The sequence below is a fragment of the Pontibacter burrus genome, from assembly GCF_010686685.1.
In the GTDB taxonomy this organism is placed as follows: domain Bacteria; phylum Bacteroidota; class Bacteroidia; order Cytophagales; family Hymenobacteraceae; genus Pontibacter; species Pontibacter burrus.
This window is the reverse complement of sequence record NZ_JAAGWD010000002.1, coordinates 421709-440558: the sequence shown is the minus strand read 5'-3', so window position 1 is coordinate 440558 and position 18850 is coordinate 421709. Positions and strand designations below refer to the sequence as shown.

Annotated in this window: 15 protein-coding genes; 4 read left to right on the top strand and 11 right to left on the bottom strand. The window is 47.0% G+C overall.

The features are described from left to right. Positions 1 to 7: 7 nt before the first annotated feature. The 3 genes from fabD to GXP69_RS06605 form a co-directional block, all read right to left on the bottom strand. The gene (gene fabD, locus GXP69_RS06615; protein ID WP_163913637.1) at positions 8 to 886 is read right to left on the bottom strand and encodes an ACP S-malonyltransferase; all 879 of its coding nucleotides are present in this window, start codon (positions 884 to 886) and stop codon (positions 8 to 10) included. Between the two features lie 132 nt (positions 887 to 1018). Then, a complete protein-coding gene (locus GXP69_RS06610) occupies positions 1019 to 1441 on the bottom strand; it encodes a thiol-disulfide oxidoreductase DCC family protein (protein ID WP_163913635.1) in 423 nt (140 codons plus the stop codon). Beyond that, positions 1441 to 4221: a T9SS type B sorting domain-containing protein gene (locus GXP69_RS06605; protein WP_235925580.1), complete on the bottom strand. Its 2781-nt coding sequence runs from the start codon at positions 4219 to 4221 to the stop codon at positions 1441 to 1443. The genes GXP69_RS06610 and GXP69_RS06605 overlap by 1 nt, the downstream gene beginning before the upstream one ends. 223 nt (positions 4222 to 4444) lie before the next feature. Here GXP69_RS06605 and GXP69_RS06600 point away from each other — a divergent pair, with 223 nt between their 5' ends. The 4 genes from GXP69_RS06600 to GXP69_RS06585 all read left to right on the top strand — a co-directional run bounded on the left by GXP69_RS06600 (position 4445) and on the right by GXP69_RS06585 (position 8601). Further along, complete coding sequence (locus GXP69_RS06600) at positions 4445 to 5119, top strand: succinate dehydrogenase cytochrome b subunit (protein WP_163913633.1); 675 nt, start codon at positions 4445 to 4447, stop codon at positions 5117 to 5119. A gap of 21 nt (positions 5120 to 5140) precedes the next feature. Further along, on the top strand, positions 5141 to 7075 hold the full coding sequence (locus GXP69_RS06595) for a fumarate reductase/succinate dehydrogenase flavoprotein subunit (protein ID WP_163913631.1): 1935 nt from the start codon (positions 5141 to 5143) through the stop codon (positions 7073 to 7075). A gap of 110 nt (positions 7076 to 7185) precedes the next feature. Beyond that, positions 7186 to 7941 (top strand): succinate dehydrogenase/fumarate reductase iron-sulfur subunit, encoded by a 756-nt coding sequence (locus GXP69_RS06590; protein ID WP_163913973.1) that lies wholly within the window; start codon positions 7186 to 7188, stop codon positions 7939 to 7941. 135 nt (positions 7942 to 8076) lie between these two features. Then, positions 8077 to 8601 carry an NADPH-dependent FMN reductase gene (locus tag GXP69_RS06585; protein WP_163913629.1) on the top strand — a complete coding sequence of 175 codons (525 nt, stop codon included), beginning with the start codon at positions 8077 to 8079 and terminating at the stop codon, positions 8599 to 8601. A gap of 329 nt (positions 8602 to 8930) precedes the next feature. Here GXP69_RS06585 and ftsZ read toward each other — a convergent pair whose 3' ends face one another. From ftsZ to mraY, 8 genes are all read right to left on the bottom strand, one after another. Then, entirely contained in the window at positions 8931 to 10457 is a 1527-nt protein-coding gene (gene ftsZ, locus GXP69_RS06580; RefSeq protein WP_163913971.1) for a cell division protein FtsZ, read from the bottom strand. Between the two features lie 31 nt (positions 10458 to 10488). Continuing rightward, positions 10489 to 11796, bottom strand: a complete 1308-nt coding sequence (gene ftsA / locus GXP69_RS06575; protein ID WP_163913627.1) for a cell division protein FtsA — start codon at positions 11794 to 11796, stop codon at positions 10489 to 10491. Positions 11797 to 11806: 10 nt separating this feature from the next. Then, positions 11807 to 12454, bottom strand: coding sequence for a cell division protein FtsQ/DivIB (locus GXP69_RS06570; protein ID WP_317164568.1), 648 nt, complete (start codon positions 12452 to 12454; stop codon positions 11807 to 11809). Positions 12455 to 12569: 115 nt separating this feature from the next. After that, a complete protein-coding gene (gene murC / locus GXP69_RS06565) occupies positions 12570 to 13964 on the bottom strand; it encodes a UDP-N-acetylmuramate--L-alanine ligase (RefSeq protein WP_163913624.1) in 1395 nt (464 codons plus the stop codon). Then, positions 13961 to 15073 carry an undecaprenyldiphospho-muramoylpentapeptide beta-N-acetylglucosaminyltransferase gene (gene murG / locus GXP69_RS06560; RefSeq protein WP_163913622.1) on the bottom strand — a complete coding sequence of 371 codons (1113 nt, stop codon included), beginning with the start codon at positions 15071 to 15073 and terminating at the stop codon, positions 13961 to 13963. Before murG ends, murC begins: the two co-directional genes overlap by 4 nt. Beyond that, on the bottom strand, positions 15066 to 16229 hold the full coding sequence (locus GXP69_RS06555; RefSeq protein WP_163913621.1) for an FtsW/RodA/SpoVE family cell cycle protein: 1164 nt from the start codon (positions 16227 to 16229) through the stop codon (positions 15066 to 15068). The genes murG and GXP69_RS06555 overlap by 8 nt, the downstream gene beginning before the upstream one ends. 24 nt (positions 16230 to 16253) lie before the next feature. Further along, on the bottom strand, positions 16254 to 17597 hold the full coding sequence (gene murD, locus GXP69_RS06550; RefSeq protein WP_163913619.1) for a UDP-N-acetylmuramoyl-L-alanine--D-glutamate ligase: 1344 nt from the start codon (positions 17595 to 17597) through the stop codon (positions 16254 to 16256). Positions 17598 to 17616: 19 nt separating this feature from the next. Continuing rightward, a complete protein-coding gene (gene mraY / locus GXP69_RS06545; RefSeq protein ID WP_163913617.1) occupies positions 17617 to 18837 on the bottom strand; it encodes a phospho-N-acetylmuramoyl-pentapeptide-transferase in 1221 nt (406 codons plus the stop codon). Positions 18838 to 18850: the final 13 nt, after the last annotated feature.

The window sequence follows — 18850 nt, the reverse complement described above, 5'->3', positions numbered from 1 at the left end:
CTATAGTTTACTCAGCAGAGCTTACTTCCGCGTTACGGTCAATCTTCTTCACCAGTCCTTGTAACACTTTACCCGGTCCACACTCCACGAAATGCGTCGCACCGTCGGCAATCATCTGCTGCACCGACTGTGTCCAGCGAACCGGAGCTGTTAATTGCTTGATCAGGTTTTCTTTGATCTCACTTGGGTCAGTGTGCGGCATGGCATCCACGTTCTGATAAACCGGGCAGATCCCTTTGCTGAAAGTGGTTTCGTTAATGGCTTTAGCCAGTTCTTCTTCGGCTGGTTTCATCAGCGGCGAGTGGAAAGCACCACCTACTGGCAACGGTAACGCACGCTTCGCTCCTGCTTCCTTCATCTTCTCGCAGGCCACTTCAATGCCTTTGTTAGAACCGGAAATAACCAGCTGACCCGGACAGTTATAGTTGGCAGCAACTACAACCTCATCAATTGAAGCGCAGATCTCTTCTACTTTCTCATCTTCCAGGCCAAGGATAGCGGCCATAGTTGACGGGTTTGCTTCGCAAGCAGCCTGCATAGCCAGTGCTCTTTTAGACACCAGTCTAAGACCATCTTCAAAGCTCAATACCTTGCTTGCCACCAGCGCCGAAAATTCACCCAACGAGTGACCAGCCACCATGTCCGGGGCAAAGTCTTTGGCAACTGCTGCCTGCGCTACCGAATGCAGGAAAATAGCCGGTTGCGTTACTTTGGTCTGCTTCAGTTCTTCGTCGGTGCCGTTAAACATGATCTCGGTGATGTTGAAGCCCAGGATCTCGTTTGCTTTGTCAAACAGTTGCTTTGCTACTTCGTGCTGCTCGTACAGGTCTTTGCCCATACCCACAAACTGAGAACCCTGTCCCGGGAAAACGTATGCTTTCTTCATTCTTAATTCGTTAATCGTTATTCGTTGATCGTTCTAAGGTTAAATTGTTAAAGGCTAAATTGTTAAATGGTGTTTTAAACTATAGTTTGTACTATACCAGAACAACAATTCAACAATCAACAATTTAGCAATCTAATTTATAAACCTTGCCCGCTGGTGCGGCTCCGGAAGCATACAGGCTTCGCGGCGGCCGGCAATTTTGTAGCGGTGCCGGGCTATAAAACTATAGATTTTATCGCGGAAAGATACTGGAATAAACCTGAAATAAGAAAACAGCGACCACGGAAACTTAAGATGACGGGTAATGCGCAGGGCTGCTTCGGAGGCGGAATATAGTTTGCCATGCTCGTAAAACAACACGGCATCGGGTAACGGATCTGGCACCTGGGCCGCAGGAGCAACCTGTTCTAACACGCCGCTCTGCAAAGCAGCAAAGTATAGATTCTGCTGCATATTATATTTTAAGACCAGCTGTACGCTGGCCTGGCAAAAGCCGCAGGAGCCATCATAAAACACAATAGCCTTATCCTGCAGCTTTTTCCGGTCAGTTTGCATTAATGTACTATCTCAACCCAGCCTTTATACTTTTTAGAAGCATTCGCCGGATCTATCGTGAAGAATTCTACCTGTGCCTCGTAGTAGTAAACACCATCTGTCAGGCGTTTGCCGTCTGAATCGGTGCCTGGCCAGTTGATATTCTTATCGTTGCCTTCAAATACCTTCACTCCCCAACGGTTGAATACCATAAACTTGATAGAGCGGATAAAGCGGGAACGCGGGTCCGGTCTGAACACATCGTTCAGGTTATCACCGTTAGGCGTGATAATGTTAGGCAGCATAAAGAAGAAGCAGTTGTCTTTACATTCTTCGTTACTGAACTCGCTTTCTGTGCCATTCACATCGGTGGCCGTTACAACATAGCAACCCGCAAAAGACTCCAGCCCGGTATGGGTATAGGTTGTCTGGGTAGGCGGCACCTGGGCCAGCTCGGTATACTCTGTCTGCCCAGGTCCTTTAAAATACACTGTATAGAACTGGATCTCATCTGTACAGTCGCCGGTAATCTGTGGCTGCCAGGTTAACACATTCTGGTAAGGCGGGTCAGTCGGATTGGCCAGGAAGGCATCGCAGTTCAGCTCATCCAGCGTTAGCACCGGTGGACAAACCAGCTTTGGCAATTCAGCACATATTTCCTGGCTGTTGTTCAGCAACGGATCTTCAATTTCGGCGAGCTGGTATGTACCACTGGTCTGCACATAATAGCAGTAGGTTTTGCCGCGCTCTAATGGGGCAGTTCCAGAACCACTATCCACGTAAGTTCCACCTGAAGCTGAAGCAGTAACCTTTGCAATTTCGGTGTAGGTACCGGTTGTACCTTCGCGTCTGTAAACCGTATGCTGCTGTATATTGTTGCGCCACGGTACATTGTATGTCCAGTTCAACGTAATGTTGGTGTTCTCATTATCAGATGGCGTAACAGTTAGGAATACGCTCGATGCTGATGTGGTATCCCTTAAAACAGTTGGCTGGCCACCCGCAGTGGCAGACTGGTAAAACTCCAGTTTATATCTGTAGGATTTCTCCAGCGTGTTCAGTCCCTGGTCCAGGAAGGTAGTGTCTGACAGTCTTCGTGTACTAAATACCTGTACGTAACCTGTAGTTGCATTTTGCTGGCCTTCCTTGCGCAGCAGGCGATATTCGAATGGAGGCGTAAGATCATCCAGTTCGCGTGGCTGCGTCCATTTAACCTGTATGGCTCCGTTGGTTGTACTTGTTCTGGTTACGCTTACATTGGTAATGTACGGAATGTCCTGGTCAACCATTACACATACCTCCTGGCTAGCTATACTTTCGCCCCTACCCGGTGACGGGAAGGTAGCATAAATGATGTAACAGTATTGCACACCCGCCGGTAATCCAGCGCCCTTGTTATTGTCTGTAAAGGTAGTAGCCCAGGTTCCGTTTGCCTGTTTGGATACCTCCCCTATCAGCACATAGCCTGTACTGGAAGGAACACCAGTCTGGCAATGATCCGGCACAAAGTTAGATGGGCCTTCACGCCTGTAAATACGCATAGTCTGGGCATTCTGGCAAACATACCGGTCCCAGTTCAGGACAACAGAGCCATTGTTGCCTTCGGCAGTCAGGTTCTGAGGCGGCGGGCCTACTACCCGAATGTTCAGTGGTTGCAGGTCAGCTAGTTTGGAGCCAACCGGCAGGTTATCTTCAGCTTTTACGATGATCTGGTAAGGTCTTTCGCGCACATCGGTGCACTGTGTATTCCAGACAATACGACCGGTTGATACGCCAGGTGTGCGCGAAACCCGTGTGAAGGTGGCTGGCGGAATAATACCGCTTGTGGCTGTCAGGTTAATCAGGTCGCCGTCCTTATCTGTGGCGCGCACCAGGTGCGAGAAGGTAGTTCCGGCAATTACGCAGGTATCTAGCGGCTCCAGCACAGGCGGGTTGTTTTCTGTATTCACCACCGTTATCTGCATGTCACGCACCACTTCTCCGAGCTTCACTGCTCCGCCATTTGGTGATACGCGCCATTCTTCCACCACAAAAGCAACGTTATATTCCCCTACCCGGCAGGGTGCATCCCATACCATTTGCCCGGTTTCCAGGTCCAGCGTAAAAATGGCACCACCCGAGTCAGCAGAGTTGCGGCAGTCGAAGGTACGGTTTGGCAAACTATAGCCCGGCACAGGCACAATATTACCAGCGGCATCTTTTCGCATTGGCACGCGCAGTTTAAAAGCAAGGCTATCCCCATCACGGTCGAAAGCGCCGGGGTTATGTACGAACCGCTTTCCAATTGCTGCCCTGTCGATAGGTGCTACAGTTAGTACAGGTGTACTGTTAAAGCCACGAAGCGAGTTGATGCTTATAGTTGTCGAGATCAGAAAGGAATGCTGATCTGTCGGGGGTGTCATGTTCAGGATACCTCCATTCCGGTTTATCCCGTTCCAGGAAACGGTATAGTTACCATCGGCACTATAGGTATACTCCCATTTATATACGTTCCGGTCTGTATCGTTTCCGATGTTTGGTCCTCTGCTTGTGCCTGTTTCTCTGTCAACTGTAATAGTATTGCCATCTCCCATCGACATTTCCACCTGGGCATGGTCGGCAGTAGATGTGGCATCCATATAGATGATCATGGTAAAAAAGAAGCGACGCGGATTAGGGTTAGAAGTCGTATCGCGTTTGGCCGTAATGTCTCCGGCCCTGATGTGTGTAGCCTGTGCCTCCGTAAGTAAACCCAACAGCAATATCAATCCCCACAACAAACTACCCGGCAACAGGTACCTTAAGCGTAAAAATTTTGGCATATAGGTAGGGTTAGGCAGTAAACAAAGGTATAACTTTAACTCAAAAACTCTCTTTTTATTGTTAACAATCGGAGCGAAAGCAGGTTATTAAGGTAAGACTTTCTGTCCTACGCATTGCAATTTAGATTGATTCAAAATACATTATTAAAATTGTTTTGTATCCGCCCCTCTGCTACCTTTGAGAATTAAAAAAAGCTTAATTACTAACTTATAACAAATACAGATGAATTGGTTTACTAAAACGTTTTCCAGTACAATCGGGCGTAAGATCATCATGTCGATCACGGGGTTGTTCCTCTGCTCTTTCCTGGTGGTACACCTTGTAGGTAACCTTACGCTTTTTTACCAGGATGGCGGTGAGGCTTTCAACATCTATTCTCATTTTATGGCTAACAACCCTGTTATCCGTACTATGGAAATAGTGTTGGTACTGGGCTTCCTGTTCCACATCTACGATGCGATTGTACTAACCCGCCGCAACAAGGCTGCGCGCCCGGTAGGTTACAACAACAGCCGCCCGGAAGAGAACAGTACATGGTCTTCCCGTAACATGGGTCTGCTGGGTACTATTATCCTGGTGTTCCTGCTTGTGCACCTGTGGAATTTCTTTGTTCCTGCCCGCTTTGGCGAGTTAGAAGGTGTGCCGGATAAAGATTACCTGAACCTGTACAGCGAAGTGGTTTTAGCATTTAAAAACCCGATCTACGTAGCGTTGTATGTAATTTCGATGGTGGCACTGGCTTACCACCTGATCCACGGCTTCCAGAGTGCTTTCCAGTCGCTGGGCCTGAATCATAAGAAGTATACGCCGTTCATCCAAAAGTTTGGATACGCTTTCTCGGTTATTATCTGCCTGGGCTTTGCACTTATCCCGCTCTACTTCTTTTTCTTCGTGTAACATCAAGATTCTATAGTTGATATGATACTAGATTCTAAAATCCCGGAAGGCCCTTTAGCCGAAAAATGGGACAAGCATAAATTTAACGTGAAGCTGGTTAACCCGGCTAACAAACGTAAATACGATATTATAGTAGTAGGTACAGGTCTTGCAGGTGCTTCTGCTGCTGCAACACTTGGAGAGCTGGGATACAATGTAAAAGCATTCTGCTTCCAGGATTCTCCACGCCGTGCGCACTCTATTGCAGCGCAGGGTGGTATTAACGCTGCTAAAAACTACCAGAACGACGGTGACTCTATTTTCCGTCTTTTCTACGATACGATTAAAGGTGGTGACTACCGCGCGCGTGAAGCAAACGTTTACCGTTTGGCCCAGGTTTCTGTTGATATCATTGACCAGTGCGTGGCGCAGGGTGTTCCTTTCGCACGTGAGTACGGAGGTCTGCTGGCTAACCGTTCGTTTGGTGGTGCGCAGGTATCGCGTACGTTCTACGCCCGTGGCCAGACCGGACAGCAGTTGTTATTAGGTGCCTACTCAGCACTTAACCGCCAGATTGCCTATGGTAAAGTAAAAATGTACCCACGTACCGAAATGCTTGACCTGGTAATGGTAGATGGCAAAGCACGTGGTATAGTTGTGCGTAACCTGATTACTGGTAAAATTGAGTCGCATAGTGCGCATGCGGTTGTACTGGCTACAGGTGGTTACGGCAACGTATTCTTCCTTTCAACCAACGCAATGGGCTCTAACGCAACAGCAGCCTGGAGAGCATATAAAAAAGGTGCTCTGTTTGCAAACCCTTGCTTTACACAGATCCACCCTACCTGTATTCCGGTTTCTGGCGATTACCAGTCGAAACTGACACTGATGTCAGAATCGCTGCGTAACGATGGCCGTGTATGGGTACCTAAAACTGTAGAGACAGCCCAGCGTCTGCGCAAAGGCGAGATCACAGTAAACGACATTAAAGAAGAAGACCGTGATTATTACCTGGAGCGTAAATACCCTGCTTTCGGTAACCTGGTACCGCGCGACGTGGCATCACGTAATGCCAAGCTGGTTTGCGACGAAGGCCGTGGCGTAGGCTCATCTGGTCTTGCCGTATTCCTGGATTTTGCTGATGCTATCAAGCGCGAAGGCCAGCCTGCCATTGCAGCGAAATATGGTAACCTGTTCGACATGTATCAGAAGATCACGGACGAGAACCCATACGAGAAGCCAATGCGTATTTACCCTGCCGTGCATTACACCATGGGTGGCCTTTGGGTTGACTATAACCTGATGACCAACATCCCTGGCCTGTATGCTACCGGCGAGTGTAACTTCTCAGACCACGGTGCTAACCGTCTAGGTGCATCTGCCCTGATGCAGGGTCTTGCCGATGGTTACTTTGTAATTCCGTATACTATAGGTGACTACCTGGCTCAGACCCCATATGCCAAAATAGGCACAGACCATCCGGCATTTAAAGAAGCAGAACAGGCTGTAATCGATAAAAACCAGCAACTGCTTTCTATAAACGGTAACCGCACGGTTGATGATTTCCATAAGGCACTTGGCCAGATTATGTGGGATTACTGCGGTATGGCCCGTAATGCTGAAGGTCTTCAGTTTGCGAAACAGGAAATCCGTAAACTGCGCGAAGAATTCTGGAGAGATGTGAAAGTGATCGGGGTGAACGAAGAACTAAACATCACTTTGGAAAAAGCCAACCGCGTTGCAGACTTCCTGGAACTGGGTGAACTGATGGTAGAAGATGCCCTGCAGAGAAACGAATCCTGCGGTGGTCACTTCCGTGAAGAATACCAGACTCCTGAAAACGAGGCCCTTCGTGACGATGAGAACTTTGCTTATGTAGCTGCCTGGGAGTTTACAGGCGTTGGCAATGAGCCGGTGCTGCACAAGGAAGAGCTGAAGTTCGAGAACGTGAAGCTAACACAGCGTAGCTATAAGTAATTGATAATGAATAATTATGAATGAATAAAATCTATAGTTTCATTCGTAATTCATAATTCGAAATTCATAATTGAAAGAAAATGGCTGGAAGTAATCCAAATGCTAAACCAATGGACCTGACACTAAAGGTTTGGCGCCAAAAAAATAGAGAATCAGCAGGTGCTATGGTAACATACCCTGTTAAAGGTATTTCTCCGGATATGTCTTTCCTGGAAATGCTGGATGTACTGAACGAAGACCTGCTACGTAACGGCCAGGACCCGATCGCTTTCGACCACGATTGCCGTGAAGGTATCTGCGGTATGTGTAGCTTGTACATCAATGGCCGTCCGCATGGGCCGGAGCGTGGCACAACTACATGCCAGCTGCACATGCGTCACTTCAACGATGGTGATACGATCACGATAGAGCCTTGGAGAGCTGCAGCTTTCCCGGTACACAAAGACCTTGTTGTTGACCGTTCTGCACTTGACAGAATTCAGCAGGCTGGTGGTTACGTTTCTGTTAACACAGGTGGTGTGCCAGATGCCAATGCTATTCCAATTCCGAAAACTATAGCTGACAAAGCGTTTGATGCTGCTACCTGTATCCAGTGTGGTGCTTGTGTGGCTGCCTGTAAGAACGCGTCTGCTATGCTGTTCCTGAGCGCAAAAGTATCTCAGCTGGCTATGTTGCCGCAAGGTAAAGTAGAAGCTAAGACCCGCGTTGAGAACATGCTGGCACAGCACGACGTGGAAGGCTTTGGTGCTTGCTCCAACACAGGTGCCTGCGCGGCAGAATGCCCGGTTGGTATCTCGCTTGAGAACATTGCAATCCTAAACAGAGAGTACCTGAGTGCAAAAGCAACTTCTGAGCACGTTGCTTAATACTATAGTTAGCATAAAAGAGGCGGGACAGAAATGTCCCGCCTTTTTGTTTTATAGTTGTTTGTTGTTATTATTGCCGTTTTCCGGAATAACCTTGCCTCTATTTTCCTGTTAAAGGAATAAACATTACAGCACATGATCACACTTATTTCAGGTACAAACCGGCCTGAATCCAACAGTTTAGCGATTGCAAAACTATATGCTAACCTTCTGGAACAGCACAACGAGCCTTACCAGATACTGGACCTGGCACAGCTCCCCGCTGATTTTATAGTTTCGGCCCTATACGGAAACACGGGCAAAAACGAGCAGTTTAATAAGCTGGCTTCTATGATCGCCGATTCTGAAAAGTTTGTGTTTGTGGTACCTGAATATAATTCTTCCTTCCCTGGCGTGTTAAAAGCCTTTATTGACGGCCTGGCTTACCCAAATTCATTCAGGCACAAGAAGGGTGCTTTAATTGGTTTATCGTCAGGGATGCAGGGCAGCGGGCCAGCACTCAGTCATTTAACTGATGTACTGAATTACCTGGGCATGCACGTGATGGCAATGCGCCTTAAACTGGCTCATATTGAAAAAAACTTCGATGGCAGTCAGCTCACGAACAAACTATACCAGGAGCTGCTGGAGCAGCATGTAGAGCAGTTCCTCAAGTTCTAACACTATTGTAAACTATAGCTATAGTTAATCTCTACCCCGCTTCCGGAAAGCTTAGGACTAAACTATAGGAACAACTATAGTTTAGCTAACTTATCTATCAGGCTATATAACCTACAACTTTACTGTTAAACTATAGCTATTCCTGCTTGCAATAACCTAGCGGTTGTTCAAGCAAACTATAGTTGTCTGAAGCAAGTGGCTTGTTTACTTCTATTTGAAAGGCTACCAAAAGATAACTCTATTAACAGAATTGCACGCTAAACTATAGGTAGGGTCTAAAAGCAAAAAGGCTGCCATTATTGGCAGCCTTTTTTAGCAGGAGATTATAGTTAGTCAACGTTATCGTGCAGGAAACGATTGTCGCCTAATATTTCGTTATCGTCGTTCAGGTTAAAGCGTGAAATGCTGCGCTCTGAGGAATGAGCTACATTTTCCAGGGCAACATTACGACGCAGGTATGCTGGTACTTCCAGCTTTTCTTTGATCGCTTCTGAGGTGATTTCTGTGCTCAGTCTGCGCAGGCGCTCGCGGCGTTCTTCCTGTCTGCGCTTCATCAGCTCACGCTCTTCTATTTCCCTGGCAGCACGATCATCTACCTTAGGGGCGAAAAAACCGTCTGAGTTGTCTGTAGATCCCAGATCAAATACAATGCGGTTTGGCTGTTGCTGTGGCTGCTCTACTGGTCTGCGAACAGCATCGTACTGCTGAGGTGCTGGAGCAGGTGCAGGCATTGGAGCAGGCGCCGGAACTGGCTGTACTACAGGAGCAGGTGCTACCACTTGCTTTGGCACAAAAGTAGTAACTTCTACTACTTCTGGTTTTGCCTGTTCTGTAACTATAGGCTTCTGGCTTTCCAGGTCAAAAACTGTTTTTTTAGGTTCCATCAGGTTTTCGCTGCTGGCAAAACCGGTAGCAATTACCGTTACGCGGATGCTCTGGCCCAGTGATGAATCGATACCATGGCCGAAAATCACTTCAGCTTCCTGGCCGGCTTTGTCCTGGATGTATTCTGTGATCTCAGTCAGTTCATCCATTTCCAGTTCTGCCTGCTCACCAGACATAATAGAAAGAAGAATTTTCTGAGCACCATGAATATCTGTGTTGTTCAGTAATGGCGATGAAAGTGCTTCTTCAGCAGCGCGCAGGGCACGGCCTTCGCCTTCCGTGATCGCAGAACCCATCACTGCGGCACCAGAATCTTTCATAACCGTTTTAACGTCTTCAAAGTCAACGTTTACCTCTGCTGTAACTGTTATAATCTCTGCAATAGATTTTGCAGCGGTTGTCAGTACGTTATCAGCTTTAGCAAATGCTTCGCGGATGGTCAGGTTGCCAAACATCTCACGTAGCTTATCGTTCAGGATCACCAGAATGGTATCGCAGTTTTCGCTTAATTCGCGCACACCTTCTTCAGCAGCCTGTTTCTTTTTACGGCCTTCGAAACCGAAAGGAGCTGTAACGATACCTACTGTAAGGATACCAAGCTCTTTCGCAACTTTAGCAATCACAGGCGCTGCACCAGTACCGGTACCACCGCCCATTCCAGCTGTAATAAACACCATTTTGGTGTCGTTGCTCAGCATTTCGCGAATTTCTTCCTTGCTCTCAAGAGCGGCTTGTTTGCCTTTTTCAGGGTTAGCTCCTGCACCAAGACCTTCCGTCAGGTTTTGACCAAGTGCAAGTCTTGTAGGAACGCTGCTGCTTTTAAGGGCTTGCGCATCGGTATTACATATGATAAACTCAACATCTTTAATGCCTTGGTTATACATATGGTTTACAGCGTTGCTTCCACCGCCCCCGACACCAATCACCTTAATGATAGACTTACTGCTTGACGGTAAGTCGAAAGTGTACATGCTCATGCTTATTTCTCCTGCTCTGTATGGGTTAATAACTTTGTTTGTTGTTGTCAATATCATCTGAAAGTAGGCCTTTAATCATGCTGATAAGGCCGCCACCTTCTTTTCCGCCGGTTTTCGCCGCCGGTTTATGGTATTCTTTTCTTTCCGGAACCTCTTCGTCGCGCTCCAGGCCATTCTGGTCAATAGAGTGGAAGCCTGCCAGTACCAGTCCCACGCTTGTTGCATACATCGGGCTCTTCACAGCATCTATCTTCGATTTGCCCAGGTGCTCGTTCGGGTAACCTATGCGGGTATCCATGCCCGAAATATACTCTACAAGCTGCACTAAATTCTGCAGCTGTGCGCCACCACCCGTAATTACAATACCGGCAGCCAGGCTATTTGCATAACCACTGCGAACGATCTCTGCATATACCAGTTCCACAATCTCTTCCATTCTTGCCTCAATAATATAGGCAAGATTTTTCAAAGATATCTCTTTTGGCGTTCTGTCACGCAATCCAGGGATCGATACAATCTCGTTTTCAGAAGCTTCGTCGGCTATAGCTTTACCGAATTTCACTTTCAGCTGCTCAGCCTGATTCTGCATTACCAGGCAGCCCTGCTTAATATCAGAGGTGATAATGTTGCCGCCGAAAGGTAAAACTGCTGTATGTCGGATAATATTGTCTTTGAAGATCGCAATATCAGTTGTACCACCGCCAATATCCACTAAAGCAACACCAGCTTCTTTCTCTTCTTCGCTAAGCACCGACATACATGATGCCAGCGGCTCCAGAATAAGCTGATCCATTACCAGACCGGCACGCTGAATGCACTTGCTGATGTTGTTAATGGCGTTGGACTGTGCTGTAATGATGTGGAAATTACCTTCCAGGCGCACGCCTGACATCCCAACAGGGTCAGTAATACCCTCTTCGTAGTCTACTTTGTACTCCTGCGGCATCACATGGATGATTTCGCTCCCCGGCGGTATAACCAGACGATACATATCGTTAGTCAAACGCTTTACATCGTCAACGGTTATTTCGTTATCCGTCACCTGGCGCGTAATGCTGCCATTGTGCTGAAGGCTTTTGATATGCTGACCGGCAATACCCACATTCACGACACCGATGTTAATCTGTGCCTGATCTTCCGCCTGCTTCACTGCTTTCGTGATCGCTTCTACCGTTTTATCGATATTGCTGACCATGCCTCGTACTACACCTTCCGATGCAGCCTTACCCATCCCCAAGATTTCCAGCTTCCCGAATTCGTTCTTCCGACCTACAAGTGCGCAAACTTTGGTTGTGCCAATATCCAAGCCTACTACTATTTTGTCGTTCTGCATATCTGTATATTTATTCGCAAATGATCTGATCTTTGTACTCTACATTAACTCTCTTATATCTGTCCCACCCCATCAGAGGCAGTACTTCTTTATAAAAGATCATTAGTTTTTTAAATTTTTGTTCTGTATTAACAGGTTTACCAAACTCAATGGTATGGTCGCCAACCTGCGGCAAAAAAGAAACCTTACCCTTGCCATCAATGTGCATCTGGGCTAACTGCGCTTTCCAGAACCTGTCGTTCTCGATAAACTGCAGCAAAGAAAGATAAGCCTGTCCGGTCGAATCCTGAAAAAACTCCTGGTTAAGGGGCTTTAAATTTGCCGACTTGGTTATTGGGATTACACGAGCGGTGTATCTGTCTGAGAGGGGCAGAATGCGCCCTTCAACATCAACGTAAACATCTTGATTAGCTTGTATAATTCTTGCAATAGGCCTGTTTTGTTTTACTTCTACTTTGATATTGCCATTCAGGTCCCGGTACACATCTGCATCTGCTACAAATTTATGCGCTTCAATGCGTTTTTCCAGGTTCTTCAGGTCTATGTTTTTATTGGGTAAGCCCTCTAAATGACGCTCCCCTTCGCGGGTCAGCAGGTCCTTTATTTCCTTATCACCAATAAAGTAATTATTGTACTCATTATCAATATTTATTGACACTTTTTTACAAACTTTTTCATTTTGCCTTGATGCAGCAAAGCTTGCAAGTGTGCCGATTGTAACAATGCTACAACCTGCAAAAATTAAAGATTTTATTTTACTATTCAAGCCCATACTACACTTTTTCTAAAATATTTTTGATAGGCTGCACTAAGGTATCAATATCACCGGCCCCAACGGTTGCCAGCACGTCAAAATCAAGGTTTAGGGCTAAATTATCCACAATTTCGCTCTTGTTTATCAACGATTTTGCCGGGCACGAAATCCGCTCCAGAAGCATTTCTGAAGTAACACCTGGTATTGGTTTCTCCCGAGCCGGGTAAATGTCCAGCAAAACCACTTCATCTGCCTTGCTTAAGCTCTCTGCAAACCCATCTGCGAAGTCGCGGGTACGGGTAAACAGGTGTGGCTGAAATATCACTTTAATTCGTTTCTCAGGGTACAGCGCACGCACTGAATTCATGAACGCGTCGATCTCTTTCGGGTGGTGGGCATAGTCGTCGATGTATACTCTGCCGTTCCCTTCATACACAAACTCGAACCGGCGTTTTACACCACTATAGCTCTGTACACCACTGCGTATTTTCTGTTCCTCAATTTGCAACACCTGCGCCACCAAAACAGCTGCCAATGCATTCTCGGCATTATGGAAACCAGGCACCCCCAACTCCAGCGAACCTATGTTACCGAACGGGCTAACAGCATCAAATTTAAACCACCTACCCTCGATGTTAAGCCCCTGAATATGAGCATCTCCATCCTCAAAACTATAGTTGATTACCTGTACACCCGCTTGCACATAAGCTGTTAAACCTGTACTAAGTTTGCTATTAATAAACAGGTATCCTCCGGGTTTTATCTGGCTGATAAATTTCTGGAATGTACGGATCAGTTCTTCTCCATCTCCATAAATGTCCAGGTGGTCCGGGTCAGCAGATGTAACTATAGCTATATCCGGGAACAGCGTCAGGAAAGAACGATCGTACTCGTCCGCTTCCACCACTACTACTTCCTGCTCGCGCTGTCCTTTGCTGATGAGCAGGTTTGAATTGATGTTTGTAGCAATTCCACCTAAGAACGCTGAAGCATCTACACCGGCATGGTGCAGCAAATGCGTTACCATAGACGACGTAGTGGTTTTGCCATGCGTACCAGCTACGGCAATGGTATAGGCATTAGCTGTAATGATACCCAACACTTCAGAACGCTTTTTTATAGTATAGCCTTCTCCTTTCAGGTAATTCCACTCAGCATGCTCGGCTGGTATTGCAGGAGTCAAAACAACCAGCGTGTTGTCTTTGTCCTGCTGAATTTCCTGTGGCAGGTTAGCTACATCATCCTGATAATGCACTTTTATTCCTTCCTGCTCTAGCGCCTGGGTAAGTGGGGTACGGGTTCTGTCGTAGCCCCAAACCGGAAAACCTTTCGCATGGAACCACCGGGCAATGGCACTCATTCCAATACCGCCAATGCCTAAGAAGTAGATATACTTATAGTCTTCCAGTCTCACTTTATCAACTTTAAAAGTTCATTCACAATTTCAGAAGCTGCATTCGGACGAGCCATTTTTCTAATGTTGGCTGCAAGCCTTTGCTGCTCCTGCTCATCCTGTACCAATTGTAGAGCTGCCGGAACCAGTTCCTGCAATGCATCCGCATCACGCACCAGTATAGCAGCATGCTGTTGCACCAGCGCCATCGCATTTTTGGTCTGGTGATCTTCGGCCACGTTAGGTGACGGTACCAGTATGCTTGGTTTAGCAGCCAGGCAAAGTTCTGAAATCGACAGCGCGCCCGCTCTCGACACTACCACATCGGCAGCAGCATAAGCCAGATCCATACGCTTGATAAAATCAAAAACACGGATGCCATTATCACTATAGTTTTGCTCCAGCTCTTTTGCTTCAGAATAAAATGCTTTTCCGGTTTGCCAGATAAGCTGGTATTCACCCTCAGCAAATTTATTAAGTCCGGATGCTATACTTTTGTTTATTGTTCTGGCACCAAGGCTACCCCCGATCACCAGTATTGTTTTCTTTTCTGAAGTTAGTCCGAAGTGTAGAAGCGCTTCTCTCCTTTTCTCCGACACATCCAGTAAATCCTGACGCACCGGGTTCCCGGTTAACACCAGCTTCTCTGCCGGGAAGAACTTTTCCATGTTCTCGTAAGCCACGCAAACTTTACCCACGCGCTTAGCCAGAAGTTTATTTGTAATACCAGCATAAGAGTTCTGTTCCTGAATAAGCGACGGAATGCCTTTTGCTGTAGCTGCGTACAACAACGGGCCACTGGCATATCCTCCTACACCTACCACGGCATCCGGCTTAAACTCTTTTATGATCTTATGCGATGCTCGCACACTCGAAAGCACTTTCAGCGGGAACGACAGGTTATCTAAGGTAAGCCTGCGCTGTAAACCGCTTATCCAAAGACCTACAATTTTGTATCCTACTTCCGGCACACGCGTCATTTCCATGCGGCCTTTGGCACCCACAAACAGTATCTCCGATGCAGGACTGATCGCCTTGATCTGGTTAGCAATAGCTACTGCAGGATAAATATGCCCGCCTGTGCCACCACCGCTGATAATGATGCGATATGGTTTGTGTGTATTAGGCATGTACCGGTATTTTGGCGTTAATATCCTGCGCACCCACAGCTGCACGCGTCACTTCATTATCAGTTCGGCTCACACTAAGTATAATTCCCAGCGAGATACCTGTAAAAATAAAGGATGTACCACCCATACTTAAAAGCGGCAGTGGCAGACCGGTAATCGGCCCTAACCCAACAGCAACCCCCATATTGATCATTCCCTGGATAACAAGACTGAAACTTAGCCCGGCAGATAGTAGTCCTCCAAAGGCGCCTGTACTGTTCACTACAGTTACCATGCCCCTGTATAGTAAAGCCAGGTAAAGGAAAAGCACAGCAGCACCTCCCCACAAGCCATATTCTTCTATAATAATGGCAAAGATAAAGTCAGAGTAAGGGTGAGGCAGTATGTCGCGCTGGTCGCTGTTGCCCGGGCCCTTGCCCACAACACCACCTGTTGCAATAGCAATGTAAGACTGCTCTAACTGGAAAGGCGTTTCGGTCTTATCAAGAAAAGCCTCTACACGACTTACCGCTGTACCCAAACGCTGCCCTATTGCCAGTGCTCCGCCACCAACTATAATCACGATGAAAAATACCGTCATCAGGTACTTGAAAGGCACACGCCCGATAAACATGAGCAGCATGCAGGTAGCAAACAGCAGGATGGCGGTAGATGTATTGGTTAGGGCAATAAGCGCACAGATAGCTACCGTCCAGATCAGCATTGGCACCAGCGTTTTGCGCCAGTCTTTTACCTGCAGCTGCACCTTTGCCAACATGCTGGCCAGGTAAGAAATAAGCGCCAGCTTAGCCAAATCCGAAGGCTGGAAAGTCTGGTTAATTACCGGAATCGTGATCCAGCGGGATGCATCGTTAATGTTTGAACCCCAGACAAAAGCAAACAGCAACAGAGGCACAGAAAGAACTAATGCCACTAAAGACAACCTGGAGTAATATCTATAGTTGATCTTATGCGCTGCCCACATACAGGCAAGGCCCATGAAAATGAGCGAAGAGTGCTTCAGCAGGAAATATTCAGTATTCCCTTCCCGTGATTTATAGGCAAGTGTGCCGGTGGCAGAATACACCACTGCCACGCTTATCAGCGAGAACATCAGGACGATGGCCCATAGAATAGGATCACCCTGCAGGTTTTTCTGTAACCACTGCTTTACCATACCTTTGGCTAAAAATTGTATCTCTTACTTTTTTAAAACTATTTTCTCTACGGCCTCCTTAAAGCGTTCGCCGCGGTGCTCATAGTTGTTGAACAAATCAAAGCTAGCACAAGCCGGCGACAGTAGTACCACATCGCCAGGCACAGCCAGCAATTTGGCCATACGCACGGCATATTCAATAGAATCCGTCTCAGCAATGATCGGAACCACCTTGTTAAAGGAGCGCTCCAGTTTTTTATTATCCTTACCCAGACAGATCAGCACCTTCACTTTTTCGCGGGCTAATGCTTCCAGTGTACTATAGTCATTACCTTTATCTACACCGCCGGCAATCCATATGATGGGTTGTTTAATGCCCTCCAGCGCGTACCAAACGGCTTCCACATTGGTTGCCTTCGAGTCGTTGATGTAACTCACATCTCTGGCCACTCCTACTAACTGCAGCCTGTGGTCAGCGTTTTGGAATGTCTCCAGCGACTTTACTATAGTTTCATCGGGCACCTGGAGCAACTTGGCTACAGCTACGGCTGCCATTGTATTGTACTGGTTGTGCTTTCCGATCAGGCTCGACTTTGAAGCATCTATAGTTCCTGTATGGTTTATTATAGCTACATCTATAGTTGATCCTGTGTAAGTTACTTTGGCACCTTCAGCCCCTTCCAGTGAAAACGGTATAGTTGTACCACCAAAGGCAGCTGAATCGAACGCTTTTTTAATATTCTGATCATCTGCGTTATAGATGAAATAATCGCTTCCGGTCATATTCTGCGCTACGCGCATTTTTGAGGCCGCATAATTATCCATACTATAGCCGTAGCGGTCTAAATGGTCGGGCGTAATGTTCAGCAGAACAGCTATGTGCGCTTTAAACTGGTACATGTTGTCCAGCTGAAAACTACTCAGCTCCACCACATAATAATCGTGCTTATCGTCGATTACTTTCTCTGCAAGGCTTTCGCCGATGTTACCTGCCAGCCCTACGTTCAGTCCTGCGCTTTTCAGCAGGTGGTAGGTAAGCAGTGTGGTAGTAGTCTTGCCATTTGTGCCTGTGATGCAAATGAATTTTGCATCTGTATACCTGCCTGCAAACTCTATCTCAGAGATGACCGGTATCTGCTTTTTGGCTGCTTCTTGTATAACTGCAGCTTTATCAGGAATGCCAGGACTTTTAATGATTTCGTTAGCATCTAGTATCTTGGTTAGGGTGTGGGTTCCTTCTTCAAATGGAATAGCAGCTGTCGCCAGTTTGGCTTTATACTCGTCTTTTATCTGCCCCATATCTGACACAAATACATCAAGCCCTTTAGCCTGTGCCAGTAATGCGGCTCCTACGCCACTTTCTCCCGCTCCAAGTATTGCTATCTTCATTATTGTTATTCGTTGCTCGTTAGCGAAGTTTTAAAGTTGCCAATGTTAAAATGGCCAGCATGATACCTACAATCCAGAAACGGCCCACAATCTTAGACTCGTGGTAACCCAGCATCTGGTAATGGTGGTGCAGCGGCGACATTTTAAAGATGCGACGACCTTCGCCATACTTCTTTTTAGTGTATTTAAAGTAGCTTACCTGCAGCATCACCGATAGATTCTCGATCAGGAAAATACCGCACAGGATTGGAATAAGCAGTTCTTTTCTAACTATAAGTGCCAACACGGCAATAATACCACCGATAGCCAAACTTCCTGTATCGCCCATAAACACCTGCGCCGGATACGTGTTGTACCACAGGAAACCCACACACGCTCCCACAAAGGCCAGACAGAAAATGGTCAGCTCGCCTGAGTTCGGAATGAACATAATGTCCAGGTAATCGGCGAAAATGGTGTTACCGGATACCCAGGCAAAAATGGCCAGTGTTAAACCAATAATGGCCGATGTACCGGCTGCCAGACCATCGATACCATCTGTTATGTTTGCTCCGTTCGACACGGCTGTGATCACAAGAATCACGAATGGGATGTATAGGTAGCAGGACCAGTTCTGGAAAAGCGGGCCGGCGAATGCAAACAGGTTGCAGTAGTCCAGCTCGTTGTTTTTGCGGAACGGGATAGTGGTGATCATGCTGTGTACATCCACATAATGGCGCGAAGCATTTACCGCCGAGGTGCTGCCATCAGCAAAAATGTACTGGCGCACCACTACATCATCGTTAAAGTACAGCGTAAGACCAACTATAAGCCCCAGGCCAACCTGCCCCAGGATTTTAAATCGGCCGGCCAAACCTTCCTTATTCTTTCTGAAAACCTTGATGTAATCATCCAGAAAGCCAATTGCGCCTAACCAAACGGTAGATACCAGCATCAGGATAATGTAGATATTATCGAGACGGGCAAACAGAAGTGTTGGCACCAGAATAGCCAGCAGAATGATCAGCCCCCCCATAGTTGGCGTTCCTTTCTTCTCCATCTGTCCTTCCAGACCAAGGTCGCGGATGCTCTCGCCTACCTGCTTGCGCTGCAGCACTCTTATCAGCTTGCCACCAAAGATCATGGCGATCAGCAGCGAAACCAGTACAGCCATACCTGCACGGAAGGAAATGTATTGGAACACACCTGCTCCTAACAGATCATACTCACGATCGAGGTATGTAAAAAGGTGATATAGCATTTAATCTAATTCT